At 37.0% G+C, this 25,683-nt stretch carries 22 protein-coding genes, 4 tRNA genes and 2 pseudogenes; 16 read left to right on the forward strand and 12 right to left on the reverse strand.

Going from position 1 to position 25,683, the window contains the following annotated elements; all coding sequences use genetic code 11:
- Window positions 1-97: 97 nt before the first annotated feature.
- Window positions 98-871, reverse strand: coding sequence for a M48 family metallopeptidase (locus A3GE_RS0105865; RefSeq protein WP_018356338.1), 774 nt, complete (start codon window positions 869-871; stop codon window positions 98-100).
- A 141-nt stretch (window positions 872-1,012) separates the two neighbouring features.
- Here A3GE_RS0105865 and mtr point away from each other — a divergent pair, with 141 nt between their 5' ends.
- The 5 genes and pseudogenes from mtr to A3GE_RS12345 form a co-directional block, all read left to right on the forward strand.
- A complete protein-coding gene (mtr, locus tag A3GE_RS0105870) occupies window positions 1,013-2,272 on the forward strand; it encodes a tryptophan permease (protein ID WP_018356339.1) in 1,260 nt (419 codons plus the stop codon).
- An 81-nt stretch (window positions 2,273-2,353) separates the two neighbouring features.
- A complete protein-coding gene (locus A3GE_RS0105875) occupies window positions 2,354-3,124 on the forward strand; it encodes a class I SAM-dependent methyltransferase (protein WP_018356340.1) in 771 nt (256 codons plus the stop codon).
- Window positions 3,125-3,348: 224 nt separating this feature from the next.
- Window positions 3,349-3,424 (forward strand) — tRNA-Phe (locus tag A3GE_RS0105880).
- 13 nt (window positions 3,425-3,437) lie between these two features.
- Window positions 3,438-3,513: transfer RNA gene (locus A3GE_RS0105885), tRNA-Asn, on the forward strand.
- A gap of 100 nt (window positions 3,514-3,613) precedes the next feature.
- Window positions 3,614-3,727 (forward strand): annotated as a pseudogene (locus A3GE_RS12345) (ParA family protein); the annotation flags it as partial.
- Window positions 3,728-3,921: 194 nt separating this feature from the next.
- Here A3GE_RS12345 and A3GE_RS11580 read toward each other — a convergent pair.
- A complete protein-coding gene (locus A3GE_RS11580; protein WP_018356342.1) occupies window positions 3,922-8,055 on the reverse strand; it encodes a hypothetical protein in 4,134 nt (1,377 codons plus the stop codon).
- A gap of 242 nt (window positions 8,056-8,297) precedes the next feature.
- Here A3GE_RS11580 and A3GE_RS11825 point away from each other — a divergent pair.
- A pseudogene (locus tag A3GE_RS11825) lies at window positions 8,298-8,423 on the forward strand (alpha-amylase family glycosyl hydrolase); the annotation flags it as partial.
- 310 nt (window positions 8,424-8,733) lie between these two features.
- Here A3GE_RS11825 and mltC read toward each other — a convergent pair.
- From mltC to mutY, 3 genes are read right to left on the reverse strand one after another with little or no spacing between them, the layout of a single operon-like run.
- Window positions 8,734-9,813, reverse strand: coding sequence for a membrane-bound lytic murein transglycosylase MltC (mltC, locus tag A3GE_RS0105905; RefSeq protein WP_018356344.1), 1,080 nt, complete (start codon window positions 9,811-9,813; stop codon window positions 8,734-8,736).
- A 14-nt stretch (window positions 9,814-9,827) separates the two neighbouring features.
- A complete protein-coding gene (locus A3GE_RS0105910) occupies window positions 9,828-10,100 on the reverse strand; it encodes an oxidative damage protection protein (protein ID WP_018356345.1) in 273 nt (90 codons plus the stop codon).
- Window positions 10,078-11,211: an A/G-specific adenine glycosylase gene (gene mutY, locus A3GE_RS0105915; protein WP_018356346.1), complete on the reverse strand. Its 1,134-nt coding sequence runs from the start codon at window positions 11,209-11,211 to the stop codon at window positions 10,078-10,080. Before mutY ends, A3GE_RS0105910 begins: the two co-directional genes overlap by 23 nt.
- Before the next feature lie 218 nt (window positions 11,212-11,429).
- Here mutY and rpmE point away from each other — a divergent pair, with 218 nt between their 5' ends.
- The 5 genes from rpmE (at window position 11,430) to metJ (ending at window position 15,208) form a co-directional block, all read left to right on the forward strand.
- Window positions 11,430-11,642 (forward strand): 50S ribosomal protein L31, encoded by a 213-nt coding sequence (gene rpmE, locus A3GE_RS0105920; protein ID WP_005655540.1) that lies wholly within the window; start codon window positions 11,430-11,432, stop codon window positions 11,640-11,642.
- A gap of 227 nt (window positions 11,643-11,869) precedes the next feature.
- Window positions 11,870-12,754: a hypothetical protein gene (locus tag A3GE_RS0105930; protein WP_018356348.1), complete on the forward strand. Its 885-nt coding sequence runs from the start codon at window positions 11,870-11,872 to the stop codon at window positions 12,752-12,754.
- Window positions 12,755-12,766: 12 nt separating this feature from the next.
- Complete coding sequence (locus A3GE_RS0105935; protein ID WP_018356349.1) at window positions 12,767-13,918, forward strand: glycosyltransferase; 1,152 nt, start codon at window positions 12,767-12,769, stop codon at window positions 13,916-13,918.
- Window positions 13,919-13,934: 16 nt separating this feature from the next.
- Entirely contained in the window at window positions 13,935-14,693 is a 759-nt protein-coding gene (locus A3GE_RS0105940; protein ID WP_018356350.1) for a glycosyltransferase family 25 protein, read from the forward strand.
- 197 nt (window positions 14,694-14,890) lie between these two features.
- A complete protein-coding gene (metJ, locus tag A3GE_RS0105945; protein WP_018356351.1) occupies window positions 14,891-15,208 on the forward strand; it encodes a met regulon transcriptional regulator MetJ in 318 nt (105 codons plus the stop codon).
- Here metJ and cueR read toward each other — a convergent pair.
- A complete protein-coding gene (gene cueR, locus A3GE_RS0105950; RefSeq protein WP_018356352.1) occupies window positions 15,205-15,597 on the reverse strand; it encodes a Cu(I)-responsive transcriptional regulator in 393 nt (130 codons plus the stop codon). The genes metJ and cueR overlap by 4 nt on opposite strands.
- Window positions 15,598-15,682: 85 nt before the next feature.
- Here cueR and A3GE_RS0105955 point away from each other — a divergent pair, with 85 nt between their 5' ends.
- On the forward strand, window positions 15,683-15,889 hold the full coding sequence (locus tag A3GE_RS0105955) for a heavy-metal-associated domain-containing protein (protein WP_018356353.1): 207 nt from the start codon (window positions 15,683-15,685) through the stop codon (window positions 15,887-15,889).
- Complete coding sequence (locus tag A3GE_RS0105960) at window positions 15,864-18,044, forward strand: heavy metal translocating P-type ATPase (RefSeq protein ID WP_026215412.1); 2,181 nt, start codon at window positions 15,864-15,866, stop codon at window positions 18,042-18,044. The genes A3GE_RS0105955 and A3GE_RS0105960 overlap by 26 nt, the downstream gene beginning before the upstream one ends.
- A 38-nt stretch (window positions 18,045-18,082) precedes the next feature.
- Here A3GE_RS0105960 and cpxA read toward each other — a convergent pair whose 3' ends face one another.
- Genes cpxA through yejK form a run of 4 tightly spaced genes read right to left on the reverse strand, consistent with a single transcriptional unit; the run spans window position 18,083 to window position 21,724 of the window.
- Complete coding sequence (cpxA, locus tag A3GE_RS0105965) at window positions 18,083-19,474, reverse strand: envelope stress sensor histidine kinase CpxA (RefSeq protein WP_018356355.1); 1,392 nt, start codon at window positions 19,472-19,474, stop codon at window positions 18,083-18,085.
- Between the two features lie 5 nt (window positions 19,475-19,479).
- The gene (locus A3GE_RS0105970; protein ID WP_018356356.1) at window positions 19,480-20,184 is read right to left on the reverse strand and encodes a response regulator; all 705 of its coding nucleotides are present in this window, start codon (window positions 20,182-20,184) and stop codon (window positions 19,480-19,482) included.
- 49 nt (window positions 20,185-20,233) lie between these two features.
- The gene (gene bamE / locus A3GE_RS0105975) at window positions 20,234-20,647 is read right to left on the reverse strand and encodes an outer membrane protein assembly factor BamE (RefSeq protein WP_018356357.1); all 414 of its coding nucleotides are present in this window, start codon (window positions 20,645-20,647) and stop codon (window positions 20,234-20,236) included.
- Window positions 20,648-20,707: 60 nt separating this feature from the next.
- Window positions 20,708-21,724 carry a nucleoid-associated protein YejK gene (gene yejK / locus A3GE_RS0105980; protein ID WP_018356358.1) on the reverse strand — a complete coding sequence of 339 codons (1,017 nt, stop codon included), beginning with the start codon at window positions 21,722-21,724 and terminating at the stop codon, window positions 20,708-20,710.
- Window positions 21,725-21,860: 136 nt separating this feature from the next.
- Between yejK and A3GE_RS0105985 the strand changes: the two genes are divergently transcribed.
- The 3 genes from A3GE_RS0105985 to A3GE_RS0105995 all read left to right on the forward strand — a co-directional run bounded on the left by A3GE_RS0105985 (window position 21,861) and on the right by A3GE_RS0105995 (window position 25,042).
- Window positions 21,861-22,079 carry a YejL family protein gene (locus A3GE_RS0105985; protein WP_026215413.1) on the forward strand — a complete coding sequence of 73 codons (219 nt, stop codon included), beginning with the start codon at window positions 21,861-21,863 and terminating at the stop codon, window positions 22,077-22,079.
- A 1-nt stretch (window position 22,080) separates the two neighbouring features.
- On the forward strand, window positions 22,081-23,829 hold the full coding sequence (locus A3GE_RS0105990; protein ID WP_018356360.1) for a DUF3413 domain-containing protein: 1,749 nt from the start codon (window positions 22,081-22,083) through the stop codon (window positions 23,827-23,829).
- Window positions 23,830-24,049: 220 nt separating this feature from the next.
- Window positions 24,050-25,042 carry an amidohydrolase family protein gene (locus tag A3GE_RS0105995; protein WP_018356361.1) on the forward strand — a complete coding sequence of 331 codons (993 nt, stop codon included), beginning with the start codon at window positions 24,050-24,052 and terminating at the stop codon, window positions 25,040-25,042.
- 435 nt (window positions 25,043-25,477) lie between these two features.
- Here the strand turns inward: A3GE_RS0105995 and A3GE_RS0106000 are convergent.
- Window positions 25,478-25,553: transfer RNA gene (locus A3GE_RS0106000), tRNA-Val, on the reverse strand.
- A gap of 54 nt (window positions 25,554-25,607) precedes the next feature.
- Window positions 25,608-25,683, reverse strand: a tRNA-Val gene (locus A3GE_RS0106005).

Consider the following 25,683-nt stretch of genomic DNA (forward strand, 5'->3'; position numbering starts at 1 on the left):
TGTGTTGGGGCTATGACAAAGACAAAATTTCCACATTCCCTGGTATGAACCAATAAAAAACCGCACCTTAAAGTGCGGTCAATTTCATAAACGTTTTTTATTTTTTTGAGGCTTCGTAAAGTTTCATCGCCTCTGGGAGTAAACGGCGTAAGTTTTCTTGGCGATCTTCATCTGTCGGGTGAGTAGAGGCTAAGGCATCTAATACGCCTTTTGAACCGCCAGAGGCTTTTTTCATTTTATCCCATAAACCGGGGGCGAATTGTGGATTAAATCCTGATTTTGCCATAAGCAATAAGCCTACTTCATCGGCTTCGGTTTCCGCACTACGGGAGTAAGGTTTATCTAATGCAAAATCTTTCGTTAAGCTAATCGCCATTCCGCTTAAATCAGAGCCAACCACGGTAGAAAGGGCAATATGGCCTAATTGTGCGGCAATGCCTGTTGCCATCCCGAAATTCGCTTTTGCTTTACCGTGCTCCTTTAGGGCATGTGCCATTTCATGTCCCATTATGGTCGCAATTTCATCATCATTGAGTCTTAATGAATCTACTAAGCCCGTATAAAATGCCATTTTTCCACCCGGCATTGCCCACGCATTTAATTCTTTAGACTTGATAACCGTGATTTGCCAGTTAAAAGGCTGACCGGTTTGATTTTCTTTGTTAGCGTAAGGCACCATTTTGTTGAAAATTCGGTGAATACGTTTTGCCGTTTGAGAGGTGGTATCCACTGCACCTTGTGTGCGAATTCTGCCCATTTCCTGAGCATAGCTTGATGCCGCTTGCTGATTGATGGAAGCGGAATCTGCACAAGCGTTTAGTACAAAAGCCGCGACGGAGGCAAAAGCAAAAGATTTGATGTATTTTTTCATTTAAGATTCCTATTGTGAGTACAACGGTTTAGAGATAGTGGGATTATAAGGAAAGTCGGATTATATTGTCTAATAAAAAACAATTGAGTTTTGAAATTGTACTACTATAATAGTGCAAAATTAACCCTTCAGGAATCAATTATGAAACAACAAAAATCCCCTTCGTTATTGGGTGGTGCGATGATTATTGCCGGCACCGCAATTGGTGCAGGTATGTTGGCAAACCCGACATCAACCGCAGGTGTGTGGTTTATCGGATCTATTCTTGCGTTGGTTTACACTTGGTTTTGTATGACTACATCTGGCTTAATGATTTTAGAAGCTAATTTGCATTATCCTACCGGGTCAAGTTTCGACACTATCGTCAAAGATTTGCTTGGCAAAGGTTGGAATATGATTAACGGTTTATCCGTCGCCTTTGTGCTTTATATTTTAACTTACGCCTATATTACTTCAGGTGGCGGTATTACGCAAAATTTATTAAATCAGCTGTTGAGCGCCTCTGAAAGTGCGGTTGAAATTGGTCGTACTTTTGGTTCGCTCATTTTCTGTATTGTCTTAGCTGCGTTTGTATGGCTTTCAACCAAAGCGGTCGATCGTTTTACAACGGTATTAATTGGCGGAATGGTGATTGCCTTTTTTCTTTCAACAGTCGGTTTATTAGGTTCGGTAAAAACGGAAGTTTTGTTTAACACTCTTGCACCACAAAGTGAGCAGCAATATTTACCTTATTTATTGACCGCACTTCCTGTGTGTTTGGTTTCCTTTGGTTTCCACGGTAATGTTCCAAGTTTGGTGAAATATTATCATCGTGACGGTGATCGCGTGATGAAAGCCATTTTTATCGGCACCGGTTTAGCTCTCATTATCTATATCTTGTGGCAGCTTGCGATTCAAGGCAATTTACCCCGTGCGGAATTTGCTCCGGTTATTGAAAAGGGTGGGGATGTATCAGCGTTACTTGAGGCATTACGCAGATATATTGAAACGGATTATATTGCGGTGATTTTGAATTTCTTTGCTTATATGGCGATTGCCAGTTCTTTCCTTGGTGTTACGTTAGGTTTATTCGACTATATTGCCGATTTATTTAAATTTGACGACAGCGTGATGGGCAGAACAAAAACGACCCTAGTGACTTTTCTACCGCCCCTATTATTAAGTCTTCAGTTTCCTTATGGTTTTGTGGTCGCCATTGGTTATGCCGGTTTAGCTGCAACCATTTGGGCAGCTATCGTGCCGGCATTACTTGCGAAGGCAAGCCGTCAAAAATTCCCGAATGCCAGTTATAAAGTTTATGGTGGCAATTTTATGATTGGCTTTATTATCCTTTTCGGTGTGTTAAATATTGTGGCACAAGTGGGGGCTAATTTAGGATGGTTTGCGAGTTTTACGGGATAATGTTATCCCATCGTATTGTTTTGTTGGGGCGTATTATATACGCCCTTTTAAATTTTAGGCGAGCCTATACAGGAATCATCAATGAAGAATAAAAGCAGCGTTTACGATACGGAAAACTTCTTTGAACTTTATCAAAAGCTTCGGGCTAATCCGATTAGTCTAAATGAAATCGTGGAAAAACCGACAATGCTTTCTCTTTTACCTGAGCTTCAAGGCAAAAAATTACTTGATCTTGGTTGCGGTACAGGCGGGCATTTGCAGTTTTATCTGAAACAAGGGGCAAGCACCGTAGTAGGAATGGATTTATCCGCCAATATGTTAAAACAAGCGCAAACAGATTTGGAAAAGTGCGGTCAATTTCACGGACGTTTTTCTTTATATCAGCTAGCAATGGAAAATCTCGCAGATTTACCAGATGAAAATTTTGATGTTATCACCAGTTCTTTCGCTTTTCACTATGTGCAGGATTTTCCGGCGTTATTGACTGCAATAAGTGAGAAATTAAAACCAAACGGCACATTAGTATTTTCTCAAGAGCATCCCATTACTACTTGTCACAAAGTGGGAGAGCGTTGGGAAAAAGATGGAAACAAACGACAGGTGGCATACCGTTTAAATCATTATCGTGATGAAGGAGAGCGAGAGAGAAATTGGTTTAAACAACCTTTTAAAACCTACCACCGCACTACTGCAACCATTATCAATCATTTAATTGCTGCAGGTTTTCAAATTGAACAGATAGCTGAACCAATGCTTGCGGAGCAACCTCAATGGCAAGAAGAATTTAAAGATTTGCAGCATCGACCGGTATTATTATTTGTTAAAGCAAAACTGATTAAGAAGAGCGAGTAATTAATATAATGTCCAAGTCATAGCTATATTTGGGAGAATTATTTTATTAAAAGTGCGGTTATTTTTAGATGTGTTTTATAAAATCCGTTGTTTTTATAAACATTTTGATTATTAACCATTCAAACGCACTTATTTTTTTACTTTTTTTAAATTTAGTTATTGACCGACAAGCGAAAAAATAGTTTAATACGCTCCGTTGTCAGGCAGTAGCCCATAGTGATAACGCCTCGATAGCTCAGTCGGTAGAGCAGGGGATTGAAAATCCCCGTGTCGGTGGTTCGATTCCGCCTCGAGGCACCATTTCAAAATCTACTCCTCCTTAGTTCAGTCGGTAGAACGGTGGACTGTTAATCCATATGTCGCTGGTTCAAGTCCAGCAGGAGGAGCCAATCTTATAAGGTTGGGTATCATAATATCTTTAGCATAAAGCATTTATTTAGTCCTCTAGTCGATACTTAACTAACTTATCTTTGTTAAGAGAGTGTCGAGATGAAAAATCAAGATCTATTTCAAAGACTATTCATTATTACCATGGCCTCGACTAAAGGTTGCTCTGCAAAAAGTACCAATGCAGCAAATATTGGTGTATTTTTGCATGATTATTAACAGTCTAATTTCATTTATTATTTTGAGATAGTGAACTTTATTGTACCCAATAATCTATTCTATTTTATAAACACAAATTAAAAATCCGTCATAGCTTTCTAGACGGATTTTTTAATAAATAAAACAAGTTATTTTACTTAAACATAACGTTCATTATAACTTAATAGCCAATTTATCTCAGAATATTCAGTTTAAATAATCTCATATTGGCTTTGTTCAATGACCGCTCCTTTATTTAAGGTTGCAAAATGCACACTATCTCTATTGCTATTGCCATCAGCATTATAGAAGAGTTTACCATCTTTGGCATTATATTGAATATAATCACTGATGTTTTCCATTCCTTTACTAAGCGATTTGAAAATCAGAGTTGAAAGTGCAATTTTATCTCCTGTCTCAAAATCAGTAATAATATCAATATTACCATTCAATTCAGTTTGGAAGACAAAAGTGTCATTTCCTTCCCCTCCTATGAGAATATCTGCACCTAGCCCACCAATTAAACGGTCATCGCCAGCTTCCCCAACAAGAGTATTGCCCATATTGTTTGCCATAATCACATTGTCTTGTGCATTACCTGTCGCAAGTTTTGCTGTAGTACCAAGTAAAGTGAGATTTTCAACATTTTCCGATAATCTGTAATCAACGAGACTGAGCACAGTATCCGTACCTTCATTGGCAAGTTCGATTACTTTATCCTCTTTATTATCAACAACATAACGATCATCACCGATACCGCCATACATCGTATCGATGCCTATACCGCCATCTAAGTAATCATTACCAGCTCCACCTCTAATAACATCATCACCTGCACCACCTTGAATATTATTATCCGCATTATTACCTGTTAATGTATCAGCATAGTCAGAGCCAATTAAGTTTTCAATTTGCGTACCATAACCAATAAATGCTTGATCTTTGGTATATATATTAAACTCTCTATGAGTAATGACCAACATATTACGTATACGATCAATCTCTTCTTTAGTGGCATCTGGGAATATCATATCTAAATATTCAATGACCATTTCAACCGGTAGATTAGGAGGAAAACCAGGTGGTTTGATGGCTAGGTCGTGAACAAATGAGCCATTTATCTTAATATTTTCGTCTAATCCGAAATAGTTATGCTTAGTAAGGAATTCTTTTCCCTCTGCAGCGAAGTAGGATTTTAATTGATTACCTCGATAGAGCCATGATCCAGGTGTTAGATTTACATTTACACCTATTTTTTCATTAGATGCATCAAAAACATCGATTCCAGCGCCATCCCAAATATACAATGCCCCATCACTTTCTGTAGCATTGTAATCCTTAAAGCCGTAGGTATCATTTCCCTTACGGGCTTCAGGATTGACGCCATAACGATAATGTAAGGTTGCTAAATCAAATAGGTGTAATGAGCTATAACGGCTTACTATCGTACCCTGTTTCAACGACATCGCTCCGTTGTATGACTCTACAGTAAACTCTGAGGTTTCCTCATAAGTAAAACCTTTGTTTTCGCCGGCAGAGTGTGCTAATTGCAAAGTATGCCCGATTTCGTGGATATTCGTATTGTAAGATGATGCTTTAAGTGTTGGATTATCCAGATTTGCACTCAAACTCCCGCCATTGAGAGCTAAATTACCGCCAGGGCTAGCCAGACCTAATATAGTATCATTATTTCTATCGTTTATTTTTGCTTTATAAACTTTAGAATCTGCATCTATTACATTTTCAACTTCTACAAACTTGACATTGACATACTTTTCGATTTCTCTATAGCTAAAACGAATAGATTCTTTTTCTCTGTCCGTATAATCAGATTCATATCCACTAATACTTTCTGTGTTCCAAGGAGTCAACCTCGCTTCCTCTGTAGTCATAAAATGATATTTAATAGTGAAAGGCTCTTTTTGATTACCTCCGATCGGATGATTACGATTAAACCCTAAACTATCAGGATAAAGTATTCCGTTAATAAAGTAAGGGAAATTATGATCTTCCTTTGTATGGTCAGTTTTACGTTCAGCTTGTGGCACTTCTGAATGCTGAGAAACAAAAGTTGCACTGACTAAGTTTGGAGCAATATAGCTTTCGGTGTCTTTTACGGTTATTGATTTACCCGAAATAATATCTTGTGTTTCCAATATTGCAGTTACTTGGCTATGGCGATTTAACTTACTGGATTCAATATTGGTAGAAAAGGTGCGATTCTCTTCTACTACAGTCGTTGTGATAATTTCATCACCAACTTGAATTTTTACAGTATCACCCGGTTTTGCATCTCCGCTCACAGTTCCGCTAATCGTGGTCATATCAGTTTGTTTAACGACTTTTGAGTCTTTAACTACATCGCTTGTCAATGTAACAGATTTAACCTTAATTTCAGGACGTTCTCCACCATAAAACTCACCTTTAGGTGTCATTGTATAGCTACCATCAGCATTTTGAGTTAAGTCATAAACTACCTCAAATAGATTAATAGGATCATTCTCTGAAATGGTTGTATAAGGTAGTTCTTCCTGAGTCTTGCGATTGAGGAAGTTAATTTGTACCGTTTGACCATTCAGTTCTGCCAATTCAATATTTGGAATATCCACATAAAACGATTTAGCTTTACCATCAAAACCAGCGGTATATGTTTTATCGCCAATAACCATATTTACCGCACGGATCATTCGTGAATTTTGTCCCAATGCATAAATCCCATCAAATTCAACCGCACCACTAATACGGCTTGTTTTAGCCAGATCAGTACTGAACGATTGACCAATTTGCGTAATATCGATCGCTACACTGAGATTTGGATCAACCTCATATTCTCTAGACGTTTCCGCCTTACCCGTTGCCAATGTTGCAGACACTCTGCGATTTTGTGCTAAAATCTGACCGCTTGCTTCCACGCTAAAACGCCCATCAGTAATCCTTGCGGCAAAGGTTTCTGTACCCACAACAACATTCACAGTCTCACCATCTTCAACATTCTTGGTGCTACCTTTTAGTGTAATTGTCTCTTTACCCTCAGTAACATTAATAAAATCATCACTCGTAATCAAATCAAGAGTAATTTCAGGGGTAAGAACCTCATAAGTAAGTTCTTGTTTGAGCGAAGATCCATTGTATGCTGGATCAATAAATGTCGCTTGAACCTCTATTTTATGCTCATCCGCATTAATCAATTTTGAGGCTTTTAAGCTATAAGACCATCTATTTCCATCAACATTGACAATAAATTCTTCACCATTTAAGTGTAAACTCACTATCGCTAAATCATCGTCTGAACCAAACTCCAATGTACCTTGAATAGTAACCATTTGATCTAGATTATTAGCATTTAAACTCACGATTGGATCAATTGTTATAGAACCAACTGTTGGTGGAATGAGATCAACTTGATATGGCCTTACAACTTCTACACCTTGAATACTCACTTTCACTTGATGATTTGCAACTAAAAGTGCGGTATCAATCGCTTGGTTAAACTTACCTTCTGTTACAGTCGATTCAAATTGCTGTGTACCAATTTCAATAACGACTTTCTCACCATCAGCAACATTACTCACCGAACCAGAAATCATAAGCTTAGATTCTTCGCTCTCCGCGATATTAACAATATCATCTAATACTATTGCAGGCAGGCGCTTTTCTTCTTCCACCTTCGGCGTTTCAGTTGGTTGAGCAGGTTCTGTTGGTTCAGCTGGTTTCTCAGTTGGTTCAGTAGGCTGAGCTGGTTCTACTGGTTCGGGTGGTTTCTCAGTTGGTTCAGTAGGTTGAGCTGGTTCTACTGGCTCAGCTGGTTTCTCAGTTGGCTCAGTAGGTTGAGCTGGTTCTACTGGTTCGGCTGGTTTCTCAGTTGGCTCTGTTGGTTGAACTGATTCTGTTGGCTCTTCCGCTGGCTTCTCTTCTACCGTTGGTTGTACTTTTTTTCTGTCTTTCCTGGTTGTAGCAAGCATTAATGAGCTGAGTATAAAAGCACTAAATCCGAAAATACCAAGCTTGCTGATAAAGGGTTTAGATACTTCACTAGCCTGAAGTGCACCTTCAGACATTTCAGTAGGTAAATCAAATGAAAGAGATTGCTCAACAAAGTAAGGCTTTTCAGCGATTGGATAACTAAGATTGTAGTCTTCTAAAATGAGATTTGCTCTTTCATTATCAACGAAGATATGAAGATCATTACCTGTTAACTCTGTTTTGATATTTGAGAGCAATTTTCCATTTTCATCAACTAATTGATATTGTGTCTCGCTTTCTGCCTTGATACGAATAACTTCTTTAGAGGGAAGAGGAACTTTAGTAATTTTATTACCTTTAATAATATGGAGAAAAGTAGCCATAACTGCGCCTTTTTAGTAAGTAGTGGTATAGAGTGGTAGTTAAATCGAGCAATTCTATCAATAAATTACTAATTCACAAAATAATTGATAGATCTATCTGATGAGGGATTTATCTAAATTTTTAATAAAAAGGAACGTTCCTAATTTGCATTTATTCTTCTATAAGAGCTAAAGTTTTTAATTTTTTGAGGAGCAATAAAATGCGGAAAATGCGGAAAATGCGGTAATCTTGGTGGAAAAACGTGGTAATTTATCAAATTTACCCGAAATCATTTCAGGATACGACTGGTAGTGGCACGGGTGATATTCAAGGTATTATCAAGCGGTTAGATTATCTGCAAAAGCTGGGAGTGGATGGCGTTTGGATGGTACTATGAGAGAGACCGCCTTTATGATAAGGGCAGCGGGTTTTTAAGATAGTTTCCAGGCAAAGTATATCAGGTTATTCCCTGTTTTAAATAACAAGGCGTTTATCAAAAGACAGGGTAGATCACTTTTCGATAATCTTCCTGTATCTGCTAGGTGCATTTTTGCATGATCATTAACAATAAAAAGCATTTAATTGTAAATAATTGAAAGAGAAAAGGTAGAAATATAAAGTTATTTTTAACTGCATTGGTGACCGCCTAAACGATCACCTTTTAGTTAAGACTGAGTTTGTATCGGGCTGATAGCAGCCTATCGTCTTACACGGAATTTCTTCTGTGCTTGATCCACTTTTAAAAGATAGTTACGAGCTTGTGATGACGGATGTGAGGTTGTTAGAATACGATAAACCTGTTCCGGATACATTTGGTTGATTTTGTAAATGGCTTCATCTTTATCGTTATCAAATACGCGTAATACCGCACCTGCACCACTGTTATAAGCCGAAATCATCGCAAATCGTTTAGAAGCAGGGTTAGTAATACCATCCAAGTATCGATTTTGTAGAAGCCATAAATAGGATACCCCCGCATCAATATTATTCGCCGGATCATACAGGTAACGTGCGGAAGGCTGGCCTCCCCGACCTTTCATCTCGAAGACATCACGCCCTGCCGTATGCGGTACCACTTGCATTAATCCGATGGCGTTAGCATAGCTAATGGCGTAAGGATTGAAACTGGATTCGGTTCGCATAATTCCCAAAATTAAACTTTCATCAATACCATAACGTTGCGCTGCTTTTCGTATTAATGGCAAATATTTTTGTGCGCGAATTTCAACGTGGTTAGCAATCATCGGAATCGCAACAAACTGTACCATATTGCCGTTTTGTAGTCGGCGGGTTTGTAATTTATTTTGAATTAAATAGGTTGCGAAATTACCCGCAATAAATTGGTTTGCAATTTGTTGTCCGTTATTATCGACCACCTGTCCTAAAAGGAAAGGTCTTGAGCTAATTGGTACATCACCTGATGCAAATAAATCAATTCCCTTTGCATCCGATCCCATTAATAACGTGTGTACAATGGCATTATGCAATCGATTGAGATCTTTTTGCGTTTCAATCACAATGTTACCTTCATCGAAACTCACATGGCTACGAGTATAAAAAGAATCAGTGTATTTTACGTAATCTTTGCGACTCGCCACAAGCAGCTCATTGACCCCCCAAATGCGATCAATATTATGAGAGAATTGTCCGGTTAGAATATCCAGCCCTTGTGTATCTTTCGCAAATACTTCATCGTAATTAATACCTCTATGGCGGTTAGAAGAATCACCACAGGCATACAAAAGTGGCAGTAATGCCAATAACAAATACTTTTTCATTATTTTATTGCCGATTAATTTGATGGGGGAACATAGCCTTCAATATGTACATCTTTGCCTTCAAACAAAAAATTTATCATCTCCTGTTCGAGTAATTTACGATGTTCTGTATTCATCATATTGAGTTTTTTCTCATTGACGAGCATCGTTTGCTTTTTTATCCATTCTCCCCAAGCCTGCTTACTGATTGAATCAAAAATCCGCTTGCCCAACTCCCCTGGATAAAGCTGAAAATCTAAGCCTTCAGCCTCTTTTTTGAGATGCTCACAAAATACTATTCTCGCCATGATTACTCCTTACAAATTGTGTTAATAGATTTTTTACGGGTTGTGCCAACCCGATTTGTTGAGGATTTTTCGGATCATACCAATATTTGACTGCACTTGATAGATTTGGTTTATATTCTTTTGGTTTTTCCATCACTTGGCGCCAATCTCGATTTTCCTGATCTGCCCGAATATTACCAACTTCAGCGTAAATAGGATGAATATCTAAATGAAAATGACTGAAGGTATGACGAAAGCTTGACCAAGCTTGATAGTATGAAATTCCCTCGCTTATTAAGTAAGCTTGCAAATCTTCTTGTGATTCAAATTGTGGAAAACAAAATAATCCCCCCCATAAGCCTGAGTTTTCCCTCTGTTCTAACCATACTTTGCCATTCTTTGACAAAATCAAAAAATAAGTCTCTTTTTCCGGTAATGTTTTTTTAGGTTTTTTAGCAGGAAATTGTGCCCAACTTTCATTTTTGTAGGCTAAACAATCCTTTTTTAAAGGACAAAGTTCACATTTGGGTTTTGTTCGTGTACAGAGCATGGCACCAATATCCATCATTGCTTGATTAAAATCCGCTACGCGTTCTGTTGGCGTAACTTGCTCTGTTAGGTACCATAAATGGTTTTCTACTTTCTTCTCTCCCGGCCAACCATTCACTGCAAAATAACGTGAAAGTACGCGTTTTACATTTCCGTCTAATATCGGGTATGGTTGATCCAATACGGAAGATAAAATTGCGCCGGCAGTGGAACGTCCTACTCCCGGCAATGCCCAAACCTGATCAAAATCAATAGGGAAATCTCCGTTAAATTCGTCTCGAATTTTTTGTGCCGCTTTATGTAAGTTTCTCGCTCGTGCGTAATAGCCTAGCCCAGTCCATAAATGAAGCACTTCATCTTGTGAAGCATTAGCAAGTGCGGTCACATTTGGAAAAGTTTTGATAAATCGTTCAAAATAAGGAATGACAGTTGCGACTTGAGTCTGTTGTAGCATGACTTCCGAAAGCCAAACACCATACAATGTTTTGTTTTGTTGCCAAGGTAAATGTTTACGTCCGAATTTTTCATACCATCGTAGTACGGATTGGGCAAAAGGTGCATTAGGGGAAGATTGGGCTAGCATAACTTTCCTGAGTCAAAAGTGCGGTCAAAAAATTAAATGAATTTTTATTGTTTCTTAAGGAAAACAAAGGGCTGATTTTACCATCTCCCCCCTCTTGATCAATATCATTTTTTCAGTATAATTTGCGGTCTATTTGGTGCCGAATAACGGCGATTATTAACTCACGCGGTGTGAGAAGAGAGTTCTTATAGCGGCGTGGCTTCATTTTGAGGTTTTCTATGAAACAAGGTATTCACCCTGAATATAAAGAAATCACAGCGACTTGCTCTTGTGGTAATGTGATTAAAACCCGTTCAACACTAGGCAAAGACATTAACCTTGATGTGTGCGGTAACTGCCACCCATTCTACACAGGTAAACAACGTGTTGTAGATACCGGCGGTCGTGTTGAACGCTTCAACAGCCGTTTCAAAATTCCAAGTTCAAAATAATTTGGATTTTTTCAAAACCCCGCTTTCTGGCGGGGTTTTGTTTTGCCCGGAAAATGTGTAAAATCCAGTAAAATTGATGGGAAAAGACATCTTAAATGTCACAAAAAATAATTTTCTTTTAATAATAATTTATTAATTAAATTATTTTAATTTTTATATATGTAGAATCTAACTAATTTCACTACAAATAAATTTAAAATATATTACCATTAAAATCAAGGATACATATGTTCAAGATAATATTATTTTATTTGGGTTTATCAAAACGTTTAAGAGTTACTGAAAAAATTCAAAAGCTATATTATTGGCGTAAACCAATTAAACCTTATGCATTTATTCGTGTTCATAATGAGATAAAAACTATTGATGCTGCTTTAAAAAGTGTACTGCCTGTTTTAAAAGGGGGAGTAATTGGATTTAACTCATGTACTGATGGAACAAAGGAATATATCTTACATTTTTGTAAAAAATATCCACAATTTATTCCCGTAGAATATCCTTATGATGTTATTCCTGCTAGCAATAAAATCTATATGGAAGATTCGATAGATATAAAAAATAGACTTGACTCATACTATAACTTTGTATGGGAAAAATTACCAAAAAATGAATGGATAATAAAGATTGATGGAGATCATATTTGGATACCTGAATTTTTAGAAAACTTATGTAGGATTCCAGTTAGAAAAAAAGATTGTATTATTTTAAGTAGATTAAACCTGCACTGTTATGAAGGAAAATGTTACATCCATAAGAAATACCCAATTTTGGAAAATGGAGATTCTTGGATTCTGTATAATAGAAATGTAAACTTTGAGTTTTGGCGAGGTTGGGTTGACAACAAATTTGAAGCCTATGAAATACTTCACCTACCTAAGAAAGAGAGAAAGAAAATCTTTACTGTATGTACTAACTGGCATTTTCCTATAGTAAAAAATCATAGGAATAATTTCAACAGAGACGAGTGGGTATTACTTCAAGATTTTGATATAAGAAAATATTTAAAGGAACATAAATTAGAAGGTCGAGTTCCGGACTACATGATTAATGAAAGCAATATACTTGAGGCATTTTCTAGATTTAATCACTCTGGTGAGAAAATATTACCATAACGAGATAATATCATGAAGATCTTAATATTACATAAATGGCTAGTAACTGGTGGTGTTGAAACTGTACTAATAAATTATAGGAAGATTCTAGAAAAATCAGGTCATAATGTAGATATACTGATAACTTATAAAACAAACTCAAAAATAAATAGTCACAATATAAGATTTGCTTTTACCAGTAAAGAATTTAATTTTATCTATAGTAAAGAAAATAATTTATACCAAAAAATACTAAGAGGCTTTTATAAAAGTTACCAAAAACTACGTTACTATAATTTAATAAACTCCATATGTCACAAGTATGATTATATTATTGATTTTAGTAGTTGCTTAGATTCCTATATTAGGAATCCATTCTTTAGGAAAAATGATATAAAGACAATTAGATGGGTTCATAATCAACTTTCAACTAATCTAATTTTAAGCAAGAAAGAGAAAAATAAATATTACAATATTTTTAGAAATCATAATAAAGTAGTTGTTTTATGCAAGGGAATGAGAAAGTTAATATTAGAACAAGTTAATATAGATAAAAATAAATTATTCATTTTGAGTAATCCAATTGATATTCCTACAATTAAGAAAAAGGGTAATATCAATAAAACTGAAATAAATCAGGTTATGAATTCCACTCCTTATCTTTTACAAGTATCAAGATTAACTCATAGAAAGGGACACGAACAGCTTATAGATATTTACTACGAATTAAAGAAAAAAGGTATAAGTCATAAACTATATTTCATCGGGGATGGCAATAACAGAAAAAATCTTGAGAATAAAGTGTTATCACTACGTTTAGAAAATGATATTTTATTCCTAGGAGAAATGGAGAATCCATATCCCTACTTCAAAAACGCGAAATTATTCTTACATTGCTCTGAATCAGAAGGGTTACCAACCGTAATACTTGAAAGTATGGTATTTGGTGTTCCTGTTATTGCGATGAATTGCCATACTGGACCGAAAGATATACTTGGAGAAAAAGGAGAATTTGGTAAGCTCATTCCAATGTATGATAAAACTAAATTCATAGCCGAAACCTTAGAATTACTGACTAACGATGATATATATAAAAAATACAGTAATAAATCCTTAGAACGTATTGAACAATTCTCAATGGAAAAAATCGCGTTAGGTTTAGATAATTTGTTTTATGAAAAGTGAAATATGGAGACATCAAATGTCTGGTTTAAATAATAGTCAAGTACCGATATATATTATCAATCTAGAAAAATCAACGGATCGAAAAGCCTATATGCAAGCACAGTTCGATAGTTTATTTGATCATAATTCAATGCAAGAAATCTATTTCTTTACAGGAATTAACGGAAAAGAAAATCCCAATCATCCGTTATTTAAACGTTACAATAATAAAAAACGGTTAAATGTAAAAGGCTATCCGCTAACTTTGAGCCAACTAGGTTGTTATGCAAGCCATTATTCTATGTGGGAGAAATGCGTAGAGTTGAATCAACCTATTATTATTTTGGAGGATGATGCAAAATTTAAAAATAATTTTTTAGATGTTCTTGCCTTTATTAATAGTGATAAAAATACCTTTGAATTTTTTTGGTTGCAGCCCGATCGATTAAAAAATAAAAGAAAATTAGTAGCAGATTTTGGTGATTTTTCAATTCAACAATTTAGCAAAGGCTTTATTGGTGCAACGGGGTATTATTTAACTCCGCAAGCAGCTAAGAAATTCTTAGCTCAAAGCAAAGAGTGGTATTTAACTGTAGATGTGACGATGGATCGTTTCTTTGAAAATAAAGTACCACCTTATTCAATTGTTCCATTTTGCCTAGAGGCAGATTATGAGATTGAATCTACAATTTTTGAAAAACAAAAGAAAATAAAATCATTTAAAACTATTTTATCAAGAGAGTTATTTAATATAAAAACAACAGTTAAGAGATTGATTTATAATATATTTAACTAAAAACTGTTCATAACTTATTTTTGGGGAAATATTGTTGTCCATATAAGTAGAGCAAGTTTAAATGATAGTAGAATTTATGACTATGATAAAATTGAAAAATTTATCACTTGGCAATCCAGATTGTTATTTTTTTCTTTTTTCATTAAAATAACCGCATATAATTTAGTTTTAATTTTCTTATTGATTGCAAGGTACTTATGGCAGATTGGAATGGCAAATATATCAGTCCTTATGCGGAACACGGAAAAAAAAGTGAGCAGGTTAAAAAAATTACGGTGTCAATTCCCATTAAGGTATTGGAAATTTTAACTAATGAACGTACTCGCCGCCAATTAAAAAGTTTGCGCCACGCAACCAATAGTGAGTTGCTTTGTGAAGCGTTTCTCCATGCGTTTACCGGTCAACCTCTGCCAACAGATGCCGATTTAATAAAGGATCGCAATGATGAAATTCCGGAAGAAGCAAAAGAAATTATGCGTCAATTAGGCATAGATCCGGAAAGCTGGGATTATTAGTTTTCTTCTTTTAATCCGTCCAAAATTGGGCATTCGGGGCAATTATTGCCTTGGCATGCGTCGTACCAAGCTTGCAGCTCTTTTACCATCTCTTCTAATTGCTTAATCTGTTGTTTTAATGTTGCTATGTGTTTTGCCGTTAATGCTTTCACCTCACTACTGTTGCGAGCAGGGTTATCTTGCAGAGCGAGTAATTGCCCGATTTGCTGTAAGGAAAAGCCCACATTTCTTGAATGGCGAATAAAATGTAATCGTTCAATATCTTTTTCCTCATAATGACGATAGCCAGAAAAGTTTTGTTTTGCCGGTTTAAGTAAACCTAATTTCTCATAATCTCGAATTTGTTTGGCGGTGAGACCGCTTAATTTTGCTGCTTCACTAATATTCATAAAAAAACACCTTGACCTTTACCTTAAGTCAAGGGTTATAGTAGCCGGCATTAATTTTTTTTCAATATAAGACAAGGAGAAAATAATGAAAAAGGTTCGTTTAAGCGTAACGGGAATGCATTGTGGAGGATGTGTAAAAAGTGTAACTCGCGTATTAGAGGTGTTGGATGGTGTGGAGGGAGTAAATGTCGCCCTTGAAGGTTATGCCGATATTCAATTTGATGAAAGCAAAGTATCTGTCACACAGTTAATTGAAACTATTGAGGATGCAGGATTTGATGCAGCAGAATAAAAAAATCGCTCTCCAAATTGAAGGTATGACTTGTCAATCTTGTGCCAGTAGAATTGAAAAGGTATTAAACAAAAAGCCTTTTGTGGAACAGGCAAATGTAAATTTTGCGGTAGAAGAGGCGCAAGTGGTTTTTGATTCAACACAAGCAACTATAGAGGATATTTTCAGTATTCTTCAAAAAACGGGATTTAAAGGAATTTTAAAAAACGAACAACAACCAATGTTGCGAGAGAATAAAAAAGTTCATTGGCGACTTTGGCTATTATTGTTGGTTAACATGCCTTTTTTAATTGGGATGATTGGAATGTTAATCGGCAATCATCGTTTAATGCTGCCTCCGATGTGGCAATTTGTGTTGGCAACTATTGTACAATTTGGTCTCGCTATCCCATTTTATCTAGGGGCAATTGCTAGTATTCGCGGTGGATTGGCAAATATGGATGTGCTTGTTAGTAGCGGCACACTCACCATTTATTTGTATTCCACTTACATGTTGTTCTATCACCTTGCTCAAGGTTATGATGCATTGCACCATATTTATTTTGAAGCCGCTGTTATGGTGATTGGCTTTGTGACTTTTGGCAAGTTTTTAGAAGAGAGAACCAAAAAACATAGCTTAAATAGCCTTGAATTGTTATTACAACTTACTCCGAAAAAAGTAAGTGTTTTGCGTGCCGAAACTTGGCAAAATATTCCGCTTGATCAAGTAAAAATGGGTGACGTACTCCGTACAAACCATGGGGAGCGTATTGCAGCTGATGGTATTGTTGAAGAGGGGGTAGGATGGTGTGATGAAAGCCATTTAACAGGTGAATCTATACCTGAAATGAAGCACGTTCAAAGTATGGTATTGGCGGGATCAATGGTGACAGAGGGAAGCTTAATTTACCGTGCTAACCAGCTTGGTTCGAAAACTTTGCTTGGCGATATGATGGAGGCACTTTCTGACGCACAAGGCACAAAAGCGCCAATCGCCCGTTTTGCAGATAAAGTCGCTGGTGTTTTTGTACCTGCTGTTCTTATTATTGCAGCGGTAACGTTCGGGCTAACATGGTTGATTACAGATGATGTTGGTACAGCAATTATTCACTCGGTTGCAGTGTTAGTGATTGCTTGTCCTTGTGCATTGGGACTTGCCACTCCGGCTGCTATCATGGCTGGAATGGGAAAAGCGGTGAATAGTGGAATTTGGTTTAAGGATGCAGCAGCAATGGAAGAAACCGCCCGTGTCGATACTGTTGTGTTAGATAAAACAGGTACATTAACGACTGGCGAACTGGCTGTTGCTGCGGTATGGCAACCTGAAAGTGCGGTCATTTCCGAAAAAGATTTGTATCGCATTACCGCCGCTGTAGAGCAACATACGACACACCCTATTGCAAAAGCAATGGTGCGTTCAGCGTTGGAAAAAATATCGACAATACCGACCGCACTTTCTGTGAAAACAGAAGTAGGAGAGGGTGTTTCGGGTGAAGTAGAAGGCGTAGGCTTCATTAAAGTGGGCACACCGGAGTTCTGTGGTTTTTATTTACCGAGCGAACTTGATGGTGTATGGCATATCGCAAGTGTTGTAGCCGTATCTATTAATGGCGATATCGCCGGTGCGTTTGCTTTAACCGACACATTACGAGAGGAAAGCAAGCAGGCTATTGAACGGTTACAACAAAATAATATTGATGTGATTATTATGAGTGGTGATCGTCAATCCGTTGTGGATTATATTGCACAGCAGCTTAGTATTACAACGGCATTTGGTAAACTCCCCCCTCGTGATAAAGCAGCAAGAGTTCAGGCCTTACAACAAGAAGGGCGTGTTGTTGCAATGGTAGGCGATGGCATTAATGATGCGGCGGCATTGGTGATGGCAAATGTGAGTTTTGCAATGAAATCAGGTTCTGATGTTGCAGAGCAAGCGGCTTCAGCGACCTTAATGCGTCAATCGTTAAATCAACTTGCCGACGGGATTTTCATTGCACAAGCAACGTTAAAGAATATCAAACAAAATCTCTTTTTTGCATTGATTTATAATGTACTTGGAATTCCTCTTGCCGCATTGGGTTACCTAAGCCCTGTCATTGCAGGTGCAGCAATGGCATTGAGTTCCATTTCCGTATTAACGAATGCGTTAAGGTTAAAACGATTAAAAATCAAATAATAAAAATAAGACGGAGAATTTCGTCTTATTTTCTGTTACTACTTATTCAACCAAATAGGTAACTCAATAGTAACAGCTAGTCCTCCGAGCTCGCTTTGTTCAGCCCACACTTTACCTTGATGTTCTTTAATAATATTTAAAACGATAGTTAAGCCTAATCCCGTACCGCCTGTTGAACGGGTACGAGCTTCATCAACGCGATAAAATGGTTGGAAAATTTTTTCGAATTCATCAGGGGGTACGCCTAAACCGTTATCATCAATTCGGATTTTGAGGGTTTCTTCTTGGACAAAAATATTGAGTCTGATCTTACTCTTGGTATATTTCAGCGCATTTCTAACAATATTTTCTACCGCACTTTGTAATAACTCCGGATTTCCGTTCAAAAATGAATTGGAATCTGATAATTGAAAGTTTTGTTCAAATTCAATATGGCGTTGTTTGGCCTCAAATACGGCATCTTGTACTACACCATGCCAGATTTTTTCGGCAGGAAAGATGGATCTTTTCGTTTGCGTATTCATTTGTTGCCGAGAGAGAAGCAGTAGCTCGTTAATCATTTTATCCATACGCGTAATCTCTTTCTCAATCCGTTGAATGGCACTGTTGTTACCAGTTTGATGACGAAGCAGAGCCGCAGCTAGTTGAAGGCGGGTTAGCGGCGTTTTCATTTCATGAGAAATAGAAGATAACAAATTTTGTTGATTTGAGATTAACCCATTAATAGCGGTTGCCATTCTATTAAAACTTTGGCCTACCTGACGTAGTTCTAATGGTCCGTTTTGGCTTAATTGAGGATCAATTTTAAAATTACCAAGGGCCACACTATTTGCGGCTTTTTGTAGTCGGGAAATCGGCTTTACTACGGTATAGGTAAACCACCATAGTAATGGTGTGGTAATTGATAAGGTTAATATGAGTAATATTAAAGGGTTATCGATCATATACCGAAGTATTTCTTGGGTTGGATTGGCATGAGAGACAAAGAAAAGTGAAAAAGGCTTATCAAGGTTATCGACATACACTTGAAAAGGACCGGCAATCTGAATATTTGCAAAGTTTTTTCGCATAGGCTGAGAGAAATTATTTGCTGTTTCGGCGAAGTGTTCGATAAAGGTTTTTTCTTCACTAAATGCACCCAAAAATTCTTTGTGGAGAGGATCGTAAATAACTGGACGGGTTTCAGAAAATCGATCAATGGGGAGTAAGGGAACTTCTGAAAGAAGCGACTTAATTTTATTATTACGAATAGACTCCACCAATTTTTTTTGATATTTGGCAATTTCATGCTCTTGAAGATTTGAGTAAAATCGGTTATCCAGATAAGGCAATAGGGCTAATGACGCCATCATTGCAAAAAATGCAAGCCAAAAAACTGTAAAAGTACGAATAGTTAAATAATTTAGGCTAAATTTTTTTTGATGTAGCATAGAGACTATTTGCTAATTAAAAGATAACCACGGCCACGTAAAGTTCTGAACCATGGTAATCCATCTTCTCTAGGTGGTAATTTCTTGCGTAGGTTTGACATATGCATATCAATTGAACGATCAAACGGTGTAAGTGGTTTTCCCAACACATTCATACTTAATTCTTCGCGGGTAATGAGCTTACCTTGGGAATGAATAAGTGCTTCGAGCAACGAGAATTCCGATGCAGTAAGGAGGAGATCTTGTGTTTTATAGAATGCTTGTTGATAACCTGAATGGAGCTTTAATTCACAAAAATAAATCCAACCGTTTTCTTCCGATTTAGCTTTTGTATTTTCTAAATCTTCGGAGATAGCGATCCTACGCAAAATTGCTTTAATACGGGCAATCAATTCACGATCATTAAACGGTTTTGGTAAATAGTCATCAGCGCCCAGTTCTAATCCTAATACTCGATCGATTTCTTCACCACAAGCGGTCAGCATTATAACCGGAACATTAGATTGCTGGCGGATACATTTAAGGGTTTCGATACCGTTTAATATGGGCATCATAACATCTAGTACGATTAATGAATAATCCTGACTGAGTTTATTCAATGCTTCTTGTCCATTATTAGCGACATCAACATCAAAACCTGATAAAGAAAGGACTTCTGCAAGTAAGTCGGTTAATTCAGTATCATCATCAACTAGTAAAATTTTTGACATTATTAAACCTTTTTGTATGACTTATTTTTTAGTAAAACAAAAGGAGAAATTACCAGAATTTCCACCAAGATTTTTTATTAGTGTTAGCGTTACGCTCAATAATTGTATTGTTTTCGTTTTGTGATGTAACCTCCGGCAATGGCTTGTCTAAATGTGTTTCTGTCACGATGCCACGTTGATCAAATTTTACTGTAAAAGTATGCTGTTCCGGAGATTGGTAGGCTCGTTGCTGTAAAAATACATAATACCAAGTTAAATTACTATAAGGATCGATTAAAACTGGTGTACCGAGTAAGTATTGTACTTGTTGAACAGTCATACCCTGTTTAACTTGTGCCACGCTTGCAGCTTCTAAATAGTTGCCTTGTGGAACATCAATACGATACACGATTTTTTCAACGGTAGAACAAGCAGAAAGGCTAAATGCCAATACCGTTGCAGCAAAAAGAGTTTTGAATTGCATTTTATTTACCTGTCTTCACAATTTTTTCAAATAATACCCAAAGTTAATTCGCTTGCCAAACTAATTATTTGATTTTAAGGCTTTTTGTAGCTGATCTTTCAAATTTGGCGGTAATCCCTTGATGAGGAGCTCATCATTTATTGAATCCCAATGAATCCGCGTATTGAGTAAATCCGCATCAAAACTTAATGTAATTCCCTTACCAGAACCAGAGAATTTTGTCAGTGCCTTTAATGTGGAACGCACTGGCGGAATACTTTCCTCTAAACCATAATCTTGATTTTCTACAAAGGAAACAAAGGGTTGCTCGCTTAGAGTAGGGATATTGGCGGAAAGTTCCGCTAGTTCAATTTCCTCTCCTGTGGCAAGTTGTCCTTTACAATAGTCAAAAACCTGTTTTTTTATCGCTTGGGTTTTTTCTTTATTGAGATCGCCTTGATCGCAATAATCACTGACTGCTTGTAATAAGCATTGATTTTGCACCTGTGGGTTTAATCCTTCCTCTGCACCTAAGAAATCCATAAAAAAGTCACTGATTTTTCGTCCGACCCGTCCTTTAATGAAAGTCAAATAGCGGTTGGAATTGGCATTCACCTGTAAATCGGTCAAATTTACCCGTGCTGCAATATCAAATTGCGTAATATCAAGATATTCTGTACGCCGAATATCTAAGTGTTCATCGACCAACATACTGTGTCGGCTGTCGAGCAGTGCGATAAATAAATAATCCGTCGCCAAAAAATTATATTGACATAGAATCAGTGTGCCACTGTCGGCAAAATTATATTTATTTAATTCATTAGCGAGAAGTTTAGTGGAATATTGACTAAAGCTCAAAAATTCGATTTCTTGTTCCAATAAACGATTTAAATGTTGGGCGAATACCGAATTTTCTTGGAAGATGCCAAAGGCTTTGGTCTTATTTTGATAGCCTTGGTGTAACTGTAGCATCATTTGCTCCACTTCTGGTGTAATTGGTAGGAGTTCTTCTCGAAGAATACTTTCCATTTTTGTATTTTCACCGTCTGCTTGCTTGGTAAGTTGATGTAGCACGATTTGATTCACGGTAATGCTCATTTTATTTTCCTTCTTTCAAAAACGTGGCAAATTATAACCGCACTTTTTCTGTATTTCTGCAAGAAAAAAGAAATTATTTATGATCTGTAAAATAATCGGGTATTATAGAGCAACCTCTTTCTTTTATTTTAATAAAATGGCGCAACATTCGAAATATTCTGACGCACAGTTAAGCGCAATTGTAAATGATATGATTGCCGTACTCGAAAAACATAAAGCTCCGGTGGATTTATCCCTGATTGCCCTTGGTAATATGGCAAGCAATTTACTTACCAGCAGTGTGCCTCAAACACAGCGGGAAGCCTTAGCTCAAGCCTTTTCTAATTCTTTAATTAACGCAGTAAAAACGCTTTAGTATGATTCGATTCAAAAAAGGCATGTTTAGCGGAAAACAGTACCGTGATGAGACCTCACGAAAAATCTCGTGGGGACATTGGTTTGCCTTTTTTAACATCATTATCGCCATATTGATCGGCGCACGTTATGCTTTCCTGATTGATTGGCCGGATACCCTTGGCGGAAAACTGTATTTTTTTGTCAGTTTGCTCGGGCATTTTAGCTTTAGTGTTTTTGCCGTTTATTTATTAGTCATTTTCCCGTTAAGTTTTATTGTTAAAAATCACCGCACTTTTCGTGGTTTAATGGTGATTTTGTCCACGATTTGTATCACATTGTTGTTGTTCGATACGGAAGTGTTCCATCGATTTAATCTACATTTGTCATCGGTAGTGTGGAACTTATTGGTGAATCCGGACAATGGAGAGATGTCTCGTGATTGGCAAATATTTTTTGCACCAATGCCGATTATTCTCTTAGTACAAATGTTATTTTCCCGTTGGAGTTGGGAAAAACTTCGTAGCCTAGAACGTCAAAAGTGGCTGAAGGCAGTGGGAATTTTTTTCACTTCGGCTTTTGTCGCGACTCATCTCATTTATGCTTGGGCGGATGCGTACTTGTACCGCCCAATTACGATGCAACGCGCTAATTTCCCACTTTCTTATCCAATGACGGCACGCTCATTTTTAGAAAAACATGGGTTATTGGACGGCGAGCAATATGCGCAAACATTGGAGCAGGAAGGGCGATTGGATGCGTTAAAAATTAGTTATCCGAAACATCCTTTGGTGTTCACCCCAATGGGACAGAAACCGAATATTTTGTTTATTACGGTTTCGGGATTACGCTATGATGCTATCTCTGCTGAAACAATGCCGAAATTAGCGGAGTTTGCGGCTAATTCGACAAAATTCACCAATCATTATAGTAGCGGTAATACAAAAAATAGCGGTTTGGTAGGGCTGTTTTATGGTTTAAATGCTAACTATACGGATAGTATTTTAAGCAACCATACATCATCGGTATTCATTGAAAAATTGAAAGCGGAGAAATATCAATTCGGTCTATTCTCGGTAACGAATTTTAAAGAGAGTTTGTTCCGCCAAGCATTATTCCGTGGTATGAAACTGCCAAAAGGTAAATCCAGTAACGAAAGTGCGGTCAAAAATTTCAATGAATTTATTGCTACACAAAAATCGGATAACCCTTGGTTTGCTTATCTCGATCTTGATTTGAAAATTAACAATGTATCGGAGTATGGGCAGTACTTAACGCAGATGGATAAATTGATTGAACAGGCATTAGCTAATATTCCAGTAGAAAATACAATGATTATTGTGACCGCAGAACATGGTTTAACTTTCAATACGTTAAGTAAAAAAGAACGGGAGAATTATTTTGGGCGTGATCAGATTCAGGTTCCATTATTCGTCTATTGGAAAGGCTTACCTGTGGGTATAGAAAAAGGTCTGACAAATCATACGGATTTATTGCCGGCATTAATGAAAAATGTGTTTAATGTTCAGAATCCTTCCAAGGACTACTCACAAGGGCATAATTTGTTTGAGCGAAACGGAGATGATTGGGTGCTTGTTTCTAATTATCGTTGGAATGTGTTGGTTCAACCTGATGGCACGCAATACCATATCGATCGCAAAGGAAACTACAAAAAATTTGACCGCACTTATCAAGAACAGTCTTCCGAACGCCCACCTTTAGGTTTGTTCTTGGAAATGTTTAAACGGGAAAATTCATTTTTTGATAAATAAATATAGGGCAGTGTTTTCATCTTATTTTATGATAAAAATGAATAGCTTTTTGAGGTCCAACCCTTTATACTTTCGCCTCAGTTTAAGACTGAAAAGATGTTATTAATGAAAATCCGTGAGTTTTTCATAACATTATTACAATGCTTCTCGCCACGCTTGTCGTGCCTTTCAATTAATACGCTTCTCGTCTTTTTATCCTCATTCTTTCTATGGAGTTTGTATGAAAAGCCATGTTCGTAGTTTTAAAACTTATATCCGTGATGAAATTATCAAAAAGGGTGGTTGGGTGAATGCTCATGCTCACGCTGACCGTGCCTTTACGATGACACCGGAAAAAATCGGGATTTATCATAGTAGTAATTTGCAACAAAAATGGGATTTGGTAGATGAGGTAAAACGGACTTCTAGTGTGGACGACTATTATGCACGTTTTTGCCAATCCATTGAATTAATGATTTCACAAGGGGTAACGGCATTCGGTACTTTTGTTGATATTGACCCCGTTTGTGAAGATAGAGCGATCATCGCCGCCCATAAAGCCCGTGAAGTGTATAAACACGATATTATCCTTAAATTTGCAAACCAAACCTTAAAGGGGGTGATTGAACCGACGGCACGGAAATGGTTCGATATCGGCTCAGAAATGGTGGATATGATTGGTGGATTGCCTTATCGTGATGAGTTAGATTATGGACGTGGTCTTGAGGCAATGGATATTTTGCTCGATAAAGCCAAATCGCTCGGTATTATGTGTCACGTGCATGTGGATCAATTCAATAATCCAAGTGAAAAGGAAACGGAACAACTTTGTGATAAAACTATTGAACATGGTATGGAAGGACGGGTTGTGGGGATTCATGGCATTTCAATCGGCTCTCATTCAAAAGAATATCGCTATAAACTTTACGAAAAAATGCGTAAGGCAAAAATGATGATGATCGCCTGTCCGATGGCGTGGATTGATAGTAATCGTAAAGAAGATTTGATGCCGTTTCATAATGCTTTAACACCTGCAGATGAAATGATCCCAGAGGGAATTACTGTGGCGCTGGGAACGGATAATATCTGTGATTACATGGTACCGCTTTGTGAAGGTGATTTATGGCAGGAATTAAGCTTGTTGGCGGCAGGTTGTCGTTTCCCACATTTGGATGCAATGGTGGATATTGCAAGTATTAATGGACGGAAAGTATTGGGATTAGATCCGATTTAACTATGTTATAAAAATAGAAAAGTGCGGTGAAAAAATTAAGAGATTTTTCACCGCACTTTTTTATTTATTTTAGTAAGTCTTCACTTTTTGTATGAATCCATTTTCCTTTGCCACAAAGCAATTTGTGTATTTGCCCCGACGTGTAATGAGTACTTCGCTATTTTGTTCTTCTAAAATAGAATCTAAATTTATTACTATAGTTGGTTTGCCAAACAAAATAGTGCGGTTAATTTTTAATTGTTTTTTAGGGAAAATAAAATGAAAAGAGTAACTTTATATTCTAACAGTATTAATTAAAATCCATAGTAGACTACCTGTTATAAGAATTGATGTTTAACTTTCATAATTATTGATAATAAAGCTAAGGAATGCGAACTTTATCATGTTATTGGGAAGAGTGAAATCAGAAAGTGAATCAATTAGAAGAATTTAGATTGGTGGGCGATACCGGTCTCGAACCAGTGACCCCCTCCTTGTAAGGGAGGTGCTCTCCCAACTGAGCTAATCGCCCGACAATATTAAGATTTAAGCCTTATATTTCGGTTTATTTAAACACTTGATTAAGTGGTGGGCGATACCGGTCTCGAACCAGTGACCCCCTCCTTGTAAGGGAGGTGCTCTCCCAACTGAGCTAATCGCCC

Source organism: Rodentibacter pneumotropicus DSM 21403, from assembly GCF_000379905.1.
Taxonomy (GTDB): domain Bacteria; phylum Pseudomonadota; class Gammaproteobacteria; order Enterobacterales; family Pasteurellaceae; genus Rodentibacter; species Rodentibacter pneumotropicus.